This is a genomic window from Vibrio sp. 10N.286.49.C3, assembly GCF_041469545.1.
GTDB classification, from domain to species: Bacteria; Pseudomonadota; Gammaproteobacteria; order Enterobacterales; family Vibrionaceae; genus Vibrio; species Vibrio tasmaniensis_A.
Genome location: NZ_JBFRKT010000042.1, coordinates 1 through 13,033, shown reverse-complemented (window position 1 = coordinate 13,033; position 13,033 = coordinate 1). Strand labels below are relative to the sequence as shown.

The window sequence follows — 13,033 nt, the reverse complement described above, 5'->3', positions numbered from 1 at the left end:
TTTTTTTAACCTTACTTAGAGTAAAGTTCGACGATCAAGTGTTCATTGATGTCAGCTGATAGGTCAGAACGCTCAGGCATACGCTTGAATGTACCTTCCATTTTGCCAGCATCTACTTCAATCCAAGTTGGCTTTTCACGTTGTTCAGCAACTTCTAGAGCCGCTTTAATACGAGATTGCTGTTTAGCTTTCTCGCGGATAGAAACAACGTCGTTTGCCGCTACTTTGAAAGAAGGAACGTTTACAACTTTACCGTTAACTAGAATAGACTTGTGGCTAACTAGTTGACGAGATTCAGCACGAGTAGCGCCAAAGCCCATACGGTAAACTACGTTATCAAGACGACCTTCAAGAAGCTGAAGCAGGTTTGCACCTGTGTTGCCTTTAAGACGTGCAGCTTCTTTGTAGTAGTTGCGGAATTGTTTTTCTAGAACGCCGTAAATACGACGAACTTTTTGCTTCTCACGAAGCTGAACGCCATACTCAGATAGACGACCGCGACGAGCGCCGTGTACACCTGGTGCGTTATCAATTTTACACTTGGTATCGATCGCACGGACACCAGACTTAAGGAATAAGTCAGTACCTTCGCGACGGCTAAGCTTCAGCTTAGGACCCAAATATCTTGCCATGATCTTTCTCCAATATTCCTAGAAACGAAACTTAAACGCGACGTTTCTTAGGTGGACGACAACCGTTATGAGGGATTGGTGTCGCATCAACAATGTTAGTGATACGGAAACCAGCAGCGTTCAGTGCACGAACAGTAGATTCGCGACCTGGACCTGGACCCTTAACCATAACTTCCAAGTTCTTTAGGCCATATTCTTTAGCCATTTCACCACAACGCTCAGCTGCAACTTGTGCTGCGAACGGAGTAGATTTACGAGAACCACGGAAACCTGAACCACCTGCTGTAGCCCATGCAAGAGCGTTGCCTTGACGGTCAGTGATAGTTACGATTGTGTTGTTGAAAGAAGCATGAATGTGCGCTACGCCATCAGCTACTTGCTTGCGTACGCGCTTACGCGCGCGAGTTGGTTGTTTTGCCATTGTACTCTACCTTATCCGACTATTTCTTGATCGGCTTGCGCGGACCCTTACGGGTGCGAGCGTTGGTTTTAGTACGCTGTCCACGTAGTGGTAGACTGCGACGATGACGAAGACCGCGGTAACAGCCAAGGTCCATAAGACGCTTGATGTTCATCGATACTTCACGACGTAGATCACCTTCTACAGTGTATTTAGCTACACCATCACGCAGTTGATCGATCTGCTCTTCAGTTAGTTCACTGATCTTAGCATCTTCAGCAATACCCACTTCAGCTAGAATAGCTTGAGAGCGAGTTTTGCCAATACCGTAGATTGCAGTAAGTGCAATTACAGAATGCTTATGATCAGGAATGTTAATGCCGGCTATACGGGCCATTATTCACTCCTAAGGGGGTTCATAAAAGAATTATCCGCAGCAAAGCCCGTTATGGATACGCTGCGGCATACTACTTCTTTTGCACGCAAAAGGTAGGCCGAGGAATATACTCGACTCTACCTAGTATTTCAAGTAAAAATTTCTGCTGATTAGCCTTGGCGTTGCTTATGCTTTGGCTCACTGCAAATCACGCGAACGACACCGTTACGCTTGATAACTTTACAGTTACGGCAGATTTTTTTAACGGAAGCACGAACTTTCATTGCTAAACTCCGTAAATGGAATCGAAATAATTACTACCGAATTAACGGCCGTAACCTTTCAGATTCGCTTTCTTTAACACAGAATCATACTGTTGTGACATCAGATGAGTCTGTACCTGTGCCATGAAATCCATGATAACTACCACTACGATTAGTAGTGATGTGCCGCCGAAGTAGAAACGAACGTTCCACGCGACCATCATGAATTCAGGAATCAGACATATAAAAGTAATGTATAGAGCGCCCGCAAGGGTTAGCCTAGTCATCACTTTATCGATATATTTCGCTGTCTGCTCACCTGGGCGGATACCGGGTACGAATGCACCAGACTTCTTCAAATTATCAGCTGTTTCACGCGGGTTAAACACCAACGCTGTATAGAAGAAACAGAAGAAGATTATAGCTGCTGCATAAAGCATTACATACAAAGGTTGACCTGGGCTAAGAGCTAATGACACGTCAGTTAACCAACCGAACGCGCTGCTTTCACCATTTTGACCAAACCATTGTGCTAATGTTCCTGGGAACAAAATAATACTTGATGCAAAAATCGCTGGAATAACACCTGCCATATTAATCTTAAGAGGCAAGTGAGAGCTTTGAGCTGCAAAAACTTTACGACCTTGTTGACGCTTCGCATAGTTAACGACGATACGACGTTGACCACGTTCCATGAAAACTACGAAGTAAATTACAGCAAAAGACAATACCGCGATAAACAACAGAAGAAGCACATGCAATTCACCTTGACGCGCTTGCTCGATTGTTTGACCGATTGCAGAAGGCAATCCAGCAACAATACCTGCAAAAATCAGAATGGAAATACCATTACCGATTCCTCGCTCAGTGATTTGTTCACCTAACCACATCAAAAACATGGTACCAGTTACTAAACTCACGGTAGCAATAAGCGTAAACATGGTTTGGTTGATAACAACCAGATTGTCGACCATGTTTGGTAAGCCTGTTGCGATACCAATAGCTTGGAATGTTGCAAGTACAAGCGTGCCGTAGCGTGTATATTGGCTTATCTTACGACGGCCTGCTTCACCCTCTTTTTTGAGTTCCGCTAACGCTGGATGAACTACAGTTAGCAATTGGACTACGATCGATGCCGAAATGTACGGCATGATACCCAATGCTAATATAGATGCACGCTCAAGAGCACCACCGGAGAACATGTTAAACATTTCTACGATGGTACCTTTTTGCTGATCGAACAAATCGGCAAGTACAGCTGCGTCAATACCAGGGATCGGCACAAAAGAGCCGGCTCGGAATACTAAAAGTGCACCAATTACGAATAATAAGCGCGACTTTAGTTCACTTAAGCCGCTCTGAGCACTACGAAAATCTTTTCCTGGTTTCTTAGCCATCTGTACCTCGTTCCTCGAGATTATTCCTCGATTTTACCGCCTGCAGCTTCGATTGCAGCTTTAGCGCCTTTAGTCACGCGTAGACCTTTAACAGTCACAGCTTTGCTTAGGTCACCAGAAAGAACGATCTTAACAAACTCGATGTTCTTAGTGATAACGTTAGCAGCTTTAAGGCTGTTAAGATCAACTACGTCACCTGTTACTTTCGCTAGCTCAGCTAGACGAACTTCAGCAGACACTAGGCTCTTACGAGAAGTGAAACCGAATTTAGGTAGACGTTGTTTTAGAGGCATTTGACCGCCTTCAAAACCTGGACGAACAGAGCCGCCAGAACGTGACTTTTGACCTTTGTGACCGCGGCCACCTGTTTTACCAAGGCCAGAACCGATACCACGACCTACACGCTTCTTAGAAGGTTTAGAGCCAGCAGCCGGTGATAGAGTATTCAAACGCATTCTGATTACTCCTCAATCTTAACCATGTAGTAAACCTTGTTGATCATACCGCGTACGCACGGAGTATCTTCAAGTTCTACTGTATGGTTGATGCGACGAAGACCTAGACCTTTAAGACACGCTTTGTGCTTAGGTAGGCGACCAATTGAGCTTTTAGTTTGAGTTACTTTAATAGTTGCCATCGTGTGCTTACTCCGAAATAGATTCAACAGTTAGACCACGTTTAGCAGCAACCATTTCTGGTGACTTAACGTCTACTAGAGCACCAATCGTTGCGCGAACAACGTTGATTGGGTTCGTTGAACCGTATGCTTTAGAAAGAACGTTATGTACGCCTGCAACTTCAAGTACGGCACGCATTGCACCACCGGCAATAACACCTGTACCTTCAGCAGCTGGCTGCATGTAAACTTTAGAGCCCGAATGACGACCTTTCACCGGGTGGTGAAGAGTGCCTTCGTTAAGCGCAACAGTAACCATGTTACGACGCGCTTTTTCCATTGCTTTTTGAATCGCTGCAGGTACTTCACGAGCTTTGCCGTAACCGAAACCTACGCGACCATTACCGTCACCAACTACTGTTAGTGCAGTGAAGCTCATGATTCGACCACCTTTAACCGTCTTAGATACACGGTTAACAGCGATCAGCTTTTCTTGCAAATCATTAGCTTGTTGTTGTTCTTTAGCCATCTTCCAACCCTACCTTAGAATTTCAGACCAGCTTCGCGAGCAGATTCTGCTAGCGCCGCTACTCGACCGTGGTATTGGAAACCAGAACGGTCAAATGCAACTGAAGCTACGCCTTTTTCAAGAGCGCGCTCAGCAACAGCTTTACCAACTGCTTTAGCTGCATCGACGTTACCAGTGTTCTTAACTTGCTCACGGATCGCTTTTTCTACAGTAGAAGCAGCTGCGATAACCTCAGAGCCGTTTGCCGAGATAACTTGAGCGTAAACATGGCGAGGAGTACGATGTACTACCAGGCGAGTTGCACCAAGTTCTGCAATCTTACGACGTGCACGTGTAGCACGACGGATGCGAGATGCTTTCTTATCCATAGTGATACCTTACTTCTTCTTAGCTTCTTTAGTACGCACATTTTCATCTGCGTAACGAACACCTTTGCCTTTGTAAGGCTCAGGAGCACGGTAAGAACGAATGTCAGCCGCAACTTGACCTACTACTTGCTTATCGCAACCAGTAATAACGATCTCAGTTTGGCTAGGGCACTCAGCTTTAATACCTTCAGGTAGAGCGTGCTCTACTGGGTGAGAAAAACCAAGAGTTAGACCTACAGCGTTGCCTTTCATAGCAGCACGGTAACCAACACCCTTAAGAGTTAGCTTCTTAGTGAAGCCCTCAGTAACACCCACAACCATGTTATTAACTAGAGCGCGAGCTGTACCAGCTTGTGCCCATGCGTTAGTAACACCTTCTTTCGGACCGAAAGTTAGGTTGTTTTCTTCCTGTGCAATAACTACGGCGCTGTTAAGAACGCGAGTAAGCTCACCTTTGCTACCTTTTACAGTAACTTCTTGGCCGTTTAGTTTCACCTCTACGCCAGCTGGAATAGCGACAGGTGCTTTAGCAACACGAGACATAATCTACTCCTTAAGCTACGTAACAGATGATTTCACCGCCAAGACCTGCTTTACGAGCAGCACGGTCAGACATCAGACCCTTGGAAGTAGAAACAACTGCAATACCAAGACCACCCATCACTGTAGGTAAAGAGTCTTTATTTTTATAAACTCTTAGACCAGGACGTGATACGCGCTTGATTTGCTCGATTACAGGTTTAGCTTGGAAGTACTTAAGAGTAACTTCTAGCTCAGGTTTTGCTTCGCTGTCAACAGCGAAGTCTACGATGTAACCTTCAGCTTTAAGTAATGCAGCAATTGCAACTTTAAGCTTTGAAGAAGGCATTTTTACAGCAACTTTATTTGCTGCCTGACCGTTACGAACGCGGGTCAGCATATCCGAAATCGGATCTTGCATGCTCATAAGATTTACTCCAAATGATTAAGTGGCAATTACCAGCTAGCCTTACGAAGACCCGGAATCTCGCCTTTCATGCAAGCTTCGCGAACCTTAATACGGCTTAGACCGAATTTACGTAGGTAACCGTGTGGACGACCAGTTTGGTTGCAACGGTTGCGCTGACGTGATGCACTTGAATCACGTGGAAGAGATTGCAGTTTAAGAACCGCATTCCAACGATCTTCTTCAGATGCGTTTACATCGCTAATGATAACTTTTAGCGCAGAACGCTTTTCAGCGAACTTAACTACTAGTTTTGCACGTTTAGCTTCACGTGCTTTCATTGATTGTTTAGCCATAACAGTAACCCTACCCTTACTTACGGAATGGGAAGTTAAAGGCAGCCAGCAGAGCTCGGCCTTCCTCATCGGATCCCGCAGATGTCGTGATAGTAATATCAAGACCGCGGACACGATCGACTTTATCGTAGTCGATTTCCGGAAAGATGATTTGCTCGCGAACGCCCATGCTGTAGTTACCGCGTCCGTCAAAAGACTTAGCGCTAACACCACGGAAATCACGTACACGTGGAAGTGCGATAGAGATTAAACGCTCTAAAAATTCCCACATGCGCTCACCACGCAAGGTTACTTTACAACCAATTGGGTAGCCTTCACGAATTTTGAAACCAGCTACAGATTTACGCGCTTTCGTGATAAGAGGCTTTTGACCAGAGATCGTTGCCATATCAGACGCTGCGTTTTCTAGCAGTTTCTTATCGTTGATTGCTTCACCAACGCCCATGTTTAGGGTGATTTTCTCAATCCTAGGGACTTGCATGACGCTTGTGTAGCTGAACTCTTTGGTAAGCTCAGCGACTACAGACGACTTGTAGTAATCATGCAGTTTCGCCATAGTAGAACTCCAAATTACTTCTAATTAGTTAGAAACAGTTTCGCCGTTAGATTTGAAGAAACGAACTTTCTTGCCATCTTCGATACGGAAACCGATACGGTCTGCTTTACCAGTAGCCGCGTTAAAGACTGCAACGTTAGAAGCATCAATAGCTGCTTCTTGTTCAACGATGCCACCTTGTTGACCTAGAGCCGGAACCGGCTTTTGGTGTTTTTTAACAAGATTGATGCCTTCAACAACAACTTTACCAGTTGTCAGAACCTTAGTTACTTTACCTTTCTTGCCTTTATCTTTACCAGCAAGAATGATTACTTCGTCATTACGACGGATTTTAGCTGCCATGTTGCCGCTCCTTACAGAACTTCAGGTGCAAGTGATACAATCTTCATGAATTTCGCGTTACGAAGTTCACGAGTCACAGGACCAAAGATACGTGTGCCGACTGGTTGCTCAGTAGTGTCATTTAACAATACACAAGCATTACTGTCGAAGCGAATGACAGAACCGTCTGGGCGACGAACGCCTTTACGGGTGCGCACTACTACCGCCTTCAGAACATCACCTTTCTTTACTTTACCGCGAGGAATCGCTTCCTTCACTGTAACCTTGATGACGTCACCGATATGTGCATAACGGCGGTGAGAGCCACCCAGAACCTTAATACACATTACCTTGCGCGCGCCAGAGTTATCTGCTGCGTCAAGTGTACTTTGCATCTGGATCATTGTTAGTGCTCCGCTAAATATTAAAACTAGACCCTCTCGGGTCGGGCTGCCTCTTTAAAAGGGACGCGAATTGTACCACCCTTTTTTTAAATTGGGTAGACAAAAAACAAGCGGCTCCAAAAAATTATTTGGAGCCGCTTATAAGTTATAGAATTACAAAGATTAAATCTTCGCTTTTTCTAGAACTTTAACCAATGTCCAAGACTTAGTCTTAGACAGAGGACGACACTCAGCGATTTCAACTTTGTCGCCTAGGCCACAAGTGTTGTCTTCGTCGTGTGCGTGTACTTTAGTCGTGCGTTTGATGAACTTACCGTAAATTGGGTGTTTTACAGTACGCTCAATAGCAACAACGATAGACTTGTCCATCTTGTCACTTACTACACGGCCTTGCTGGATGCGGTTAGTTTCGCTCATTATGCGCCTGCCTTTTCAGTCAAAACAGTTTTCACACGTGCGATGTCACGGCGTACAGCTTTTAGAGTATGAGTTTGCTGTAGTTGACCAGTTGCAGCTTGCATGCGCAAGTTGAACTGTTCACGTAGCAAATTCAATAGCTCAGCGTTAAGCTCTTCAACGTTCTTTTCGCGTAGATCTTGTGCTTTCATCACATCACCTGCTTAGTTACAAAAGTAGTTTTAACAGGCAGTTTACGTGCCGCTAGGCGGAACGCTTCACGTGCCAACTCTTCAGGTACGCCATTCATCTCGTACATAACTTTGCCTGGTTGGATTTGAGCAACCCAGTACGCAACTGAACCTTTACCTTTACCTTGACGAACTTCAAGAGGCTTTTCAGTAATAGGTTTGTCTGGGAACACACGGATCCAGATTTGACCTTGACGCTTAATGTGACGTGTCATAGCACGACGTGCCGCTTCGATTTGACGTGCAGTCAGGCGACCACGGCCAACAGCTTTAAGACCGAATTCGCCGAAGCTTACTTCAGTACCTTTAGCTAGACCACGGTTACGACCAGTCATAACCTTGCGGAACTTAGTACGTTTTGGTTGTAGCATCGTTCGACTCCTTACTTACGGCCTTTACGCTGCTTCTTAGGCTTATCGCCTTTTGGCTCTACTGCGTTAGCAGCTGGCATACCGCCTAGAATCTCACCTTTGAAGATCCAAACTTTAATGCCGATCACACCGTATTGAGTGTGAGCCGAAGAAGTTGCGTAATCAATGTCTGCACGTAGAGTGTGTAGAGGCACACGGCCTTCACGGTACCACTCTGAACGTGCGATTTCAGCACCGCCAAGACGGCCGCCTACTTGTACTTTGATGCCTTTAGCGCCTAGACGCATAGCATTTTGTACCGCACGCTTCATTGCACGACGGAACATAACACGACGCTCTAGTTGAGACGCGATGCTATCAGCTACAAGCTGACCATCTAGCTCAGGCTTACGTACTTCAGCGATGTTAATTTGCGCTGGTACACCTGCGATTTTAGCTACAGCTGCGCGTAGCTTCTCTACGTCTTCACCTTTCTTACCGATAACAACGCCAGGACGAGCTGTGTGAATAGTCACACGGATGCTCTTAGCTGGACGCTCGATAACGATACGAGATAATGATGCTTTTTGTAGTTCCTTGGTAAGGAACTGACGTACCTTGAAGTCGCCGTCTAGGTTGTCAGCGAATTCGTTGGTATTAGCAAACCATGTAGCATTCCAAGGCTTGACGATGCCAAGACGAATACCATTAGGATGTACTTTCTGACCCATTGCTTACTCTCCTAGTCTTTAGCGATCTGCTACAACAATAGTGATGTGGCTTGAACGCTTCAAGATACGATCCGCACGACCTTTAGCACGAGGCATAATACGCTTCATGATAGGGCCCTCATCTACGAAGATTTTAGCGACATTTAGATCGTCGATATCTGCACCTTCGTTATGTTCCGCGTTAGCGATAGCTGACTCAAGAACTTTCTTAACTAAAACAGCAGCTTTTTTGTTGCTGAAAGTTAGAATTTCTAGAGCCTGGTCTACCGACTTACCGCGAATTTGGTCTGCAACTAAGCGAGCTTTCTGTGGAGAAATACGAGCAAAGTTATGTTTAGCTAAAGCTTCCATCATCTACTCCTTATTTCTTCTTAGCTTTCTTATCTGCAGCATGACCGCGATAAGTACGAGTTGGTGCAAATTCGCCTAGTTTGTGACCGATCATTTCTTCGGTAACGAAAACTGGGACGTGCTGACGACCATTATGGACAGCGATGGTCAAACCAATCATTGTTGGGATGATCATTGAGCGACGGGACCAAGTCTTAATAGGCTTTTTGTCTCCGCTTTCCACCGCTTTCTCTACCTTCTTCAGCAAGTGTAGGTCAATAAAAGGACCTTTCTTGAGAGAACGTGGCATGGCGATTCCTCTTTATAAATTATTTAGTGCGACGACGTACGATGTACTTGTCAGTGCGCTTATTCTTACGAGTCTTGAAGCCCTTAGTAGGAACGCCCCAAGGAGATACTGGGTGACGACCACCAGATGTGCGGCCTTCACCACCACCATGTGGGTGATCCACCGGGTTCATTACTACACCACGTACGGTTGGACGTACGCCGCGCCAGCGTGAAGCACCAGCTTTACCAAGTTCACGTAGCATATGCTCAGAGTTACCAACTTCACCGATCGTTGCACGACCTTCAGAAAGAACTTTGCGCATTTCACCAGAACGTAGACGGATAGTTACGTATGCACCATCGCGAGCGATGATTTGAGCATAAGCACCAGCCGAACGAGCTAGTTGTGCACCTTTACCAGGCTTAAGTTCAACACAGTGTACAGTAGAACCTACTGGGATGTTGCGCATCGGCAGAGTGTTACCTGCTTTGATTGCAGCATCTACGCCAGATTGAATCTGGTCGCCTGCGTTAACACCTTTAGGTGCAATGATGTAACGACGCTCACCGTCTGCGTACAGAACTAGAGCGATGTTAGCACTACGGTTTGGATCGTATTCTAGACGCTCAACTTTCGCTGGGATGCCATCTTTAGTACGTTTGAAGTCAACTAGACGGTAATGGTGTTTATGACCACCACCGATGTGACGTACTGTAATACGACCGTTGTTGTTACGACCACCGTTCTTAGAGTTTTTCTCTAGAAGTGGTGCGTATGGCTTACCCTTGTGCAGGTCAGCGTTAACAACTTTAACGACGTGACGACGACCAGGGGAAGTCGGCTTACATTTAACAATAGCCATTTTTACTACTCCTGTTATTCCGCGCCGCCAACGAAGTCAAGATCTTGACCTTCTTTCAAAGTAACGTAGGCTTTCTTAACGTCTGAACGACGGCCTTCACGCATACCTTGACGTTTGGTCTTACCCTTTAATACAAGAGTATTTACAGACTTAACTTCAACTTCAAATAGCTTTTCTACAGCTGCTTTGATCTCTTTCTTAGTTGCATCTTTAGCTACTTTGAAAACGATAGTGTTCGCTTTCTCAGCTGCCATAGTTGCTTTTTCAGAGATGTGCGGAGCACGTAGAACTTTTAAGATACGCTCTTCAGTGATCATGCTAGCATCTCCTCAACTTGCTTAACTGCATCAGCAGTCATCAGAACCTTGTCGAAAGCGATTAGTGATACTGGATCAACACCAGCAACATCACGTGCATCTACTTTGTATAGGTTACGAGCAGCTAAGAATAGATTTTCATCTACTTCGCCAGTCACAATCAGAACGTCATTTAGCTCAAGCTCTTTAAGCTTAGCTACAAGTTCTTTTGTTTTTGGTGCTTCTACAGAGAAGTTATCAACAACGATTAGACGCTCTTGACGAATCAACTCAGAAAGAATGCTTTTCATAGCACCGCGGTACATTTTCTTGTTAACTTTTTGGCTGTGATCTTGTGGTTTCGCAGCAAAAGTAACACCACCTGTACGCCAGATTGGGCTACGAATTGTACCAGCACGTGCACGGCCAGTACCTTTTTGGCGCCATGGCTTAGCACCGCCGCCTGATACTTCAGAACGAGTCTTTTGAGCACGAGTACCTTGACGAGCACCTGCTGCATACGCAACAACTACTTGGTGTACTAGAGCTTCGTTAAAGTCACGTCCGAAAGTAGTCTCGGAAACAGTTAGTGCATCAGCACCTTTAACCATCAATTCCATTACTTACTCCTAGACGTTATGCTTTAACAGCAGGTTTTACGATCACGTTACCGCCTGTTGAGCCTGGTACTGCACCTTTAATAAGGAGTAGATTGCGCTCAGCGTCAACACGTACGATCTCTAGGTTTTGAGTCGTTACACGCTCAGCACCCATGTGACCTGCCATTTTCTTGCCTTTAAACACGCGGCCTGGAGTTTGACATTGGCCAATTGAACCCGGTGCGCGGTGAGACAAAGAGTTACCGTGAGTCATATCTTGAGTAGAGAAGTTCCAACGCTTGATAGCGCCTTGGAAGCCTTTACCTTTAGATGTACCAGTAACGTCTACTTTTTTAATTTCGTTGAAAAGTTCTACGTTTAGCTCAGCGCCAACTTCAAACTCTTCGCCGTTTTCTAAACGGAATTCCCAAAGACCGCGACCTGCTTCAACACCCGCTTTCGCGAAGTGACCAGCTTCAGGTTTAGTTACACGGTTAGCTTTCTTAGCACCAGTAGTTACTTGGATTGCTGCGTAGCCGTCTGTCTCAAGAGTTTTAACTTGAGAAATACGGTTCGCTTCAACCTCAACAACAGTTACTGGGATAGAAACGCCTTCTTCAGTAAATACGCGGGTCATACCCACTTTACGTCCGACTAGACCAATCATTATTCTTATCTCCCTTAACCTAGGCTGATTTGAACATCAACGCCAGCTGCAAGATCAAGACGCATTAGAGCATCAACAGTTTTATCTGTTGGCTCAACGATGTCGATCAAACGCTTGTGAGTACGAATTTCGTACTGATCACGTGCATCTTTGTTGACGTGTGGAGAGGTAAGAACAGTGAAACGCTCTTTACGAGTAGGAAGTGGAATAGGACCACGAACCTGTGCGCCAGTACGTTTTGCTGTTTCAACGATTTCCGCAGTTGAAGCATCGATTAGCTTGTAATCAAACGCTTTAAGGCGGATACGAATACGTTGGTTCTGCATGAGACAGAGCTCCAATTATTAAAAATTACACAAACAATATCGCCACTCAAGCTCGAAAGAACGAGAGAATGCCGATTGATTTATGTGAAACCGTAGCATCCAAGATTAGGACGCATTGTCAGTTAACTTTTGAAGTAAACACAAGGTTTACTATTTTTATTAACCGCGAACATAAGCTGAGTATACATTACTAGGTAAGACCTACTCCTCAGTGCTCATTGGTTCACAAACCGGCGTTAGCCAGTGCGATGCATTATACAGATCACATTTTAGTATGCAAGTGGTGTTGGAAAAATAATCGGAATATATTTGTGCAGAGCATTCGAAGAAAAGTTGTGTGACAAAAGCAGAACGACAAGGAACGGGGATGATACTAAGGGAAAGCAAAAAGAAGTGGTGGGAACGTGGAAAAATAAAAGGGAAGCCGAAGCTTCCCTTTTCTTATGCAGTTCTTCTAATGAAGAGTGTGCAAAAATCTAAATGCTATTAAGCGAAGATTTTAGCTACAACACCAGCACCAACAGTACGGCCACCTTCGCGGATTGCGAAACGTAGACCTTCGTCCATTGCGATTGGAGCGATTAGCTCAACAGTCATTTGAACGTTGTCACCTGGCATTACCATTTCTACGCCTTCAGGTAGAGTGATATCGCCTGTTACGTCAGTTCTACTTCCGTACAACTGACGTAACAGGCGATATCACTCTACCTGAAGGCGTAGAAATGGTAATGCCAGGTGACAACGTTCAAATGACTGTTGAGCTAATCGCTCCAATCGCAATGGACGAAGG

26 protein-coding genes and 2 pseudogenes are annotated in these 13,033 nt (G+C 45.2%); 1 reads left to right on the top strand and 27 read right to left on the bottom strand.

Features of this window, described 5'->3' with window-relative positions:
* Positions 1 to 11 precede the first annotated feature (11 nt).
* The 27 genes and pseudogenes from rpsD to tuf all read right to left on the bottom strand — a co-directional run.
* A complete protein-coding gene (gene rpsD, locus AB4180_RS16540) occupies positions 12 to 632 on the bottom strand; it encodes a 30S ribosomal protein S4 (protein WP_004738777.1) in 621 nt (206 codons plus the stop codon).
* Positions 633 to 663: 31 nt separating this feature from the next.
* A complete protein-coding gene (gene rpsK, locus AB4180_RS16535; protein ID WP_004738778.1) occupies positions 664 to 1,053 on the bottom strand; it encodes a 30S ribosomal protein S11 in 390 nt (129 codons plus the stop codon).
* Between the two features lie 19 nt (positions 1,054 to 1,072).
* Positions 1,073 to 1,429, bottom strand: coding sequence for a 30S ribosomal protein S13 (rpsM, locus tag AB4180_RS16530; RefSeq protein ID WP_004738779.1), 357 nt, complete (start codon positions 1,427 to 1,429; stop codon positions 1,073 to 1,075).
* A gap of 149 nt (positions 1,430 to 1,578) precedes the next feature.
* Entirely contained in the window at positions 1,579 to 1,692 is a 114-nt protein-coding gene (gene rpmJ / locus AB4180_RS16525; protein ID WP_000868186.1) for a 50S ribosomal protein L36, read from the bottom strand.
* 41 nt (positions 1,693 to 1,733) lie between these two features.
* The gene (gene secY, locus AB4180_RS16520; protein WP_004736759.1) at positions 1,734 to 3,068 is read right to left on the bottom strand and encodes a preprotein translocase subunit SecY; all 1,335 of its coding nucleotides are present in this window, start codon (positions 3,066 to 3,068) and stop codon (positions 1,734 to 1,736) included.
* 20 nt (positions 3,069 to 3,088) lie between these two features.
* Complete coding sequence (gene rplO, locus AB4180_RS16515; RefSeq protein ID WP_004736758.1) at positions 3,089 to 3,523, bottom strand: 50S ribosomal protein L15; 435 nt, start codon at positions 3,521 to 3,523, stop codon at positions 3,089 to 3,091.
* A gap of 5 nt (positions 3,524 to 3,528) precedes the next feature.
* Entirely contained in the window at positions 3,529 to 3,705 is a 177-nt protein-coding gene (gene rpmD, locus AB4180_RS16510; protein WP_004736756.1) for a 50S ribosomal protein L30, read from the bottom strand.
* Positions 3,706 to 3,712: 7 nt separating this feature from the next.
* Positions 3,713 to 4,213 carry a 30S ribosomal protein S5 gene (gene rpsE / locus AB4180_RS16505; RefSeq protein ID WP_004736754.1) on the bottom strand — a complete coding sequence of 167 codons (501 nt, stop codon included), beginning with the start codon at positions 4,211 to 4,213 and terminating at the stop codon, positions 3,713 to 3,715.
* A gap of 14 nt (positions 4,214 to 4,227) precedes the next feature.
* Positions 4,228 to 4,581: a 50S ribosomal protein L18 gene (gene rplR / locus AB4180_RS16500; RefSeq protein WP_009847783.1), complete on the bottom strand. Its 354-nt coding sequence runs from the start codon at positions 4,579 to 4,581 to the stop codon at positions 4,228 to 4,230.
* A 9-nt stretch (positions 4,582 to 4,590) separates the two neighbouring features.
* Positions 4,591 to 5,124, bottom strand: a complete 534-nt coding sequence (rplF, locus tag AB4180_RS16495) for a 50S ribosomal protein L6 (RefSeq protein WP_009847784.1) — start codon at positions 5,122 to 5,124, stop codon at positions 4,591 to 4,593.
* 10 nt (positions 5,125 to 5,134) lie between these two features.
* Positions 5,135 to 5,527 carry a 30S ribosomal protein S8 gene (rpsH, locus tag AB4180_RS16490; protein WP_009847785.1) on the bottom strand — a complete coding sequence of 131 codons (393 nt, stop codon included), beginning with the start codon at positions 5,525 to 5,527 and terminating at the stop codon, positions 5,135 to 5,137.
* Between the two features lie 29 nt (positions 5,528 to 5,556).
* Complete coding sequence (gene rpsN, locus AB4180_RS16485; RefSeq protein WP_004736747.1) at positions 5,557 to 5,862, bottom strand: 30S ribosomal protein S14; 306 nt, start codon at positions 5,860 to 5,862, stop codon at positions 5,557 to 5,559.
* A 16-nt stretch (positions 5,863 to 5,878) separates the two neighbouring features.
* Complete coding sequence (rplE, locus tag AB4180_RS16480) at positions 5,879 to 6,418, bottom strand: 50S ribosomal protein L5 (RefSeq protein ID WP_004736744.1); 540 nt, start codon at positions 6,416 to 6,418, stop codon at positions 5,879 to 5,881.
* 24 nt (positions 6,419 to 6,442) lie between these two features.
* Positions 6,443 to 6,760, bottom strand: a complete 318-nt coding sequence (gene rplX / locus AB4180_RS16475) for a 50S ribosomal protein L24 (protein WP_004736742.1) — start codon at positions 6,758 to 6,760, stop codon at positions 6,443 to 6,445.
* An 11-nt stretch (positions 6,761 to 6,771) separates the two neighbouring features.
* A complete protein-coding gene (gene rplN, locus AB4180_RS16470; RefSeq protein ID WP_004736740.1) occupies positions 6,772 to 7,143 on the bottom strand; it encodes a 50S ribosomal protein L14 in 372 nt (123 codons plus the stop codon).
* 162 nt (positions 7,144 to 7,305) lie between these two features.
* Positions 7,306 to 7,560 carry a 30S ribosomal protein S17 gene (gene rpsQ / locus AB4180_RS16465; protein WP_004736739.1) on the bottom strand — a complete coding sequence of 85 codons (255 nt, stop codon included), beginning with the start codon at positions 7,558 to 7,560 and terminating at the stop codon, positions 7,306 to 7,308.
* Complete coding sequence (rpmC, locus tag AB4180_RS16460; protein WP_004736737.1) at positions 7,560 to 7,751, bottom strand: 50S ribosomal protein L29; 192 nt, start codon at positions 7,749 to 7,751, stop codon at positions 7,560 to 7,562. Before rpmC ends, rpsQ begins: the two co-directional genes overlap by 1 nt.
* Complete coding sequence (gene rplP / locus AB4180_RS16455; RefSeq protein WP_004736736.1) at positions 7,751 to 8,161, bottom strand: 50S ribosomal protein L16; 411 nt, start codon at positions 8,159 to 8,161, stop codon at positions 7,751 to 7,753. The genes rpmC and rplP overlap by 1 nt, the downstream gene beginning before the upstream one ends.
* 11 nt (positions 8,162 to 8,172) lie before the next feature.
* Positions 8,173 to 8,871, bottom strand: a complete 699-nt coding sequence (gene rpsC, locus AB4180_RS16450; protein ID WP_004736734.1) for a 30S ribosomal protein S3 — start codon at positions 8,869 to 8,871, stop codon at positions 8,173 to 8,175.
* 18 nt (positions 8,872 to 8,889) lie between these two features.
* On the bottom strand, positions 8,890 to 9,222 hold the full coding sequence (gene rplV, locus AB4180_RS16445) for a 50S ribosomal protein L22 (protein ID WP_004736732.1): 333 nt from the start codon (positions 9,220 to 9,222) through the stop codon (positions 8,890 to 8,892).
* A 10-nt stretch (positions 9,223 to 9,232) separates the two neighbouring features.
* On the bottom strand, positions 9,233 to 9,511 hold the full coding sequence (gene rpsS, locus AB4180_RS16440; protein ID WP_004736729.1) for a 30S ribosomal protein S19: 279 nt from the start codon (positions 9,509 to 9,511) through the stop codon (positions 9,233 to 9,235).
* A 19-nt stretch (positions 9,512 to 9,530) separates the two neighbouring features.
* Complete coding sequence (gene rplB / locus AB4180_RS16435) at positions 9,531 to 10,355, bottom strand: 50S ribosomal protein L2 (RefSeq protein ID WP_012604912.1); 825 nt, start codon at positions 10,353 to 10,355, stop codon at positions 9,531 to 9,533.
* Between the two features lie 14 nt (positions 10,356 to 10,369).
* Positions 10,370 to 10,672 (bottom strand): 50S ribosomal protein L23, encoded by a 303-nt coding sequence (rplW, locus tag AB4180_RS16430; RefSeq protein WP_004736765.1) that lies wholly within the window; start codon positions 10,670 to 10,672, stop codon positions 10,370 to 10,372.
* Positions 10,669 to 11,271, bottom strand: a complete 603-nt coding sequence (gene rplD, locus AB4180_RS16425; protein WP_004736764.1) for a 50S ribosomal protein L4 — start codon at positions 11,269 to 11,271, stop codon at positions 10,669 to 10,671. Before rplD ends, rplW begins: the two co-directional genes overlap by 4 nt.
* Before the next feature lie 16 nt (positions 11,272 to 11,287).
* A complete protein-coding gene (gene rplC, locus AB4180_RS16420) occupies positions 11,288 to 11,917 on the bottom strand; it encodes a 50S ribosomal protein L3 (RefSeq protein ID WP_004736763.1) in 630 nt (209 codons plus the stop codon).
* 14 nt (positions 11,918 to 11,931) lie between these two features.
* Positions 11,932 to 12,243: a 30S ribosomal protein S10 gene (rpsJ, locus tag AB4180_RS16415; RefSeq protein ID WP_004736761.1), complete on the bottom strand. Its 312-nt coding sequence runs from the start codon at positions 12,241 to 12,243 to the stop codon at positions 11,932 to 11,934.
* Positions 12,244 to 12,729: 486 nt separating this feature from the next.
* Positions 12,730 to 12,927 (bottom strand): annotated as a pseudogene (gene tuf, locus AB4180_RS16410) (elongation factor Tu); the annotation flags it as partial.
* A 38-nt stretch (positions 12,928 to 12,965) separates the two neighbouring features.
* Between tuf and AB4180_RS16405 the strand changes: the two are divergent.
* A pseudogene (locus AB4180_RS16405) lies at positions 12,966 to 13,033 on the top strand (elongation factor Tu); the annotation flags it as partial.

Excerpts from the sequence above, each read along its gene's own strand:
- rpsD (WP_004738777.1), bottom strand. The coding sequence starts at position 632 with ATGGCAAGATATTTGGGTCCTAAGCTGAAGCTTAGCCGTCGCGAAGGT.
- rpsK (WP_004738778.1), bottom strand. The coding sequence starts at position 1,053 with ATGGCAAAACAACCAACTCGCGCGCGTAAGCGCGTACGCAAGCAAGTA.
- rpsM (WP_004738779.1), bottom strand. The coding sequence starts at position 1,429 with ATGGCCCGTATAGCCGGCATTAACATTCCTGATCATAAGCATTCTGTA.
- rpmJ (WP_000868186.1), bottom strand. The coding sequence starts at position 1,692 with ATGAAAGTTCGTGCTTCCGTTAAAAAAATCTGCCGTAACTGTAAAGTT.
- secY (WP_004736759.1), bottom strand. The coding sequence starts at position 3,068 with ATGGCTAAGAAACCAGGAAAAGATTTTCGTAGTGCTCAGAGCGGCTTA.
- rplO (WP_004736758.1), bottom strand. The coding sequence starts at position 3,523 with ATGCGTTTGAATACTCTATCACCGGCTGCTGGCTCTAAACCTTCTAAG.
- rpmD (WP_004736756.1), bottom strand. The coding sequence starts at position 3,705 with ATGGCAACTATTAAAGTAACTCAAACTAAAAGCTCAATTGGTCGCCTA.
- rpsE (WP_004736754.1), bottom strand. The coding sequence starts at position 4,213 with ATGGCTAAAGAACAACAACAAGCTAATGATTTGCAAGAAAAGCTGATC.
- rplR (WP_009847783.1), bottom strand. The coding sequence starts at position 4,581 with ATGGATAAGAAAGCATCTCGCATCCGTCGTGCTACACGTGCACGTCGT.
- rplF (WP_009847784.1), bottom strand. The coding sequence starts at position 5,124 with ATGTCTCGTGTTGCTAAAGCACCTGTCGCTATTCCAGCTGGCGTAGAG.
- rpsH (WP_009847785.1), bottom strand. The coding sequence starts at position 5,527 with ATGAGCATGCAAGATCCGATTTCGGATATGCTGACCCGCGTTCGTAAC.
- rpsN (WP_004736747.1), bottom strand. The coding sequence starts at position 5,862 with ATGGCTAAACAATCAATGAAAGCACGTGAAGCTAAACGTGCAAAACTA.
- rplE (WP_004736744.1), bottom strand. The coding sequence starts at position 6,418 with ATGGCGAAACTGCATGATTACTACAAGTCGTCTGTAGTCGCTGAGCTT.
- rplX (WP_004736742.1), bottom strand. The coding sequence starts at position 6,760 with ATGGCAGCTAAAATCCGTCGTAATGACGAAGTAATCATTCTTGCTGGT.
- rplN (WP_004736740.1), bottom strand. The coding sequence starts at position 7,143 with ATGATCCAGATGCAAAGTACACTTGACGCAGCAGATAACTCTGGCGCG.
- rpsQ (WP_004736739.1), bottom strand. The coding sequence starts at position 7,560 with ATGAGCGAAACTAACCGCATCCAGCAAGGCCGTGTAGTAAGTGACAAG.
- rpmC (WP_004736737.1), bottom strand. The coding sequence starts at position 7,751 with ATGAAAGCACAAGATCTACGCGAAAAGAACGTTGAAGAGCTTAACGCT.
- rplP (WP_004736736.1), bottom strand. The coding sequence starts at position 8,161 with ATGCTACAACCAAAACGTACTAAGTTCCGCAAGGTTATGACTGGTCGT.
- rpsC (WP_004736734.1), bottom strand. The coding sequence starts at position 8,871 with ATGGGTCAGAAAGTACATCCTAATGGTATTCGTCTTGGCATCGTCAAG.
- rplV (WP_004736732.1), bottom strand. The coding sequence starts at position 9,222 with ATGGAAGCTTTAGCTAAACATAACTTTGCTCGTATTTCTCCACAGAAA.
- rpsS (WP_004736729.1), bottom strand. The coding sequence starts at position 9,511 with ATGCCACGTTCTCTCAAGAAAGGTCCTTTTATTGACCTACACTTGCTG.
- rplB (WP_012604912.1), bottom strand. The coding sequence starts at position 10,355 with ATGGCTATTGTTAAATGTAAGCCGACTTCCCCTGGTCGTCGTCACGTC.
- rplW (WP_004736765.1), bottom strand. The coding sequence starts at position 10,672 with ATGATCACTGAAGAGCGTATCTTAAAAGTTCTACGTGCTCCGCACATC.
- rplD (WP_004736764.1), bottom strand. The coding sequence starts at position 11,271 with ATGGAATTGATGGTTAAAGGTGCTGATGCACTAACTGTTTCCGAGACT.
- rplC (WP_004736763.1), bottom strand. The coding sequence starts at position 11,917 with ATGATTGGTCTAGTCGGACGTAAAGTGGGTATGACCCGCGTATTTACT.
- rpsJ (WP_004736761.1), bottom strand. The coding sequence starts at position 12,243 with ATGCAGAACCAACGTATTCGTATCCGCCTTAAAGCGTTTGATTACAAG.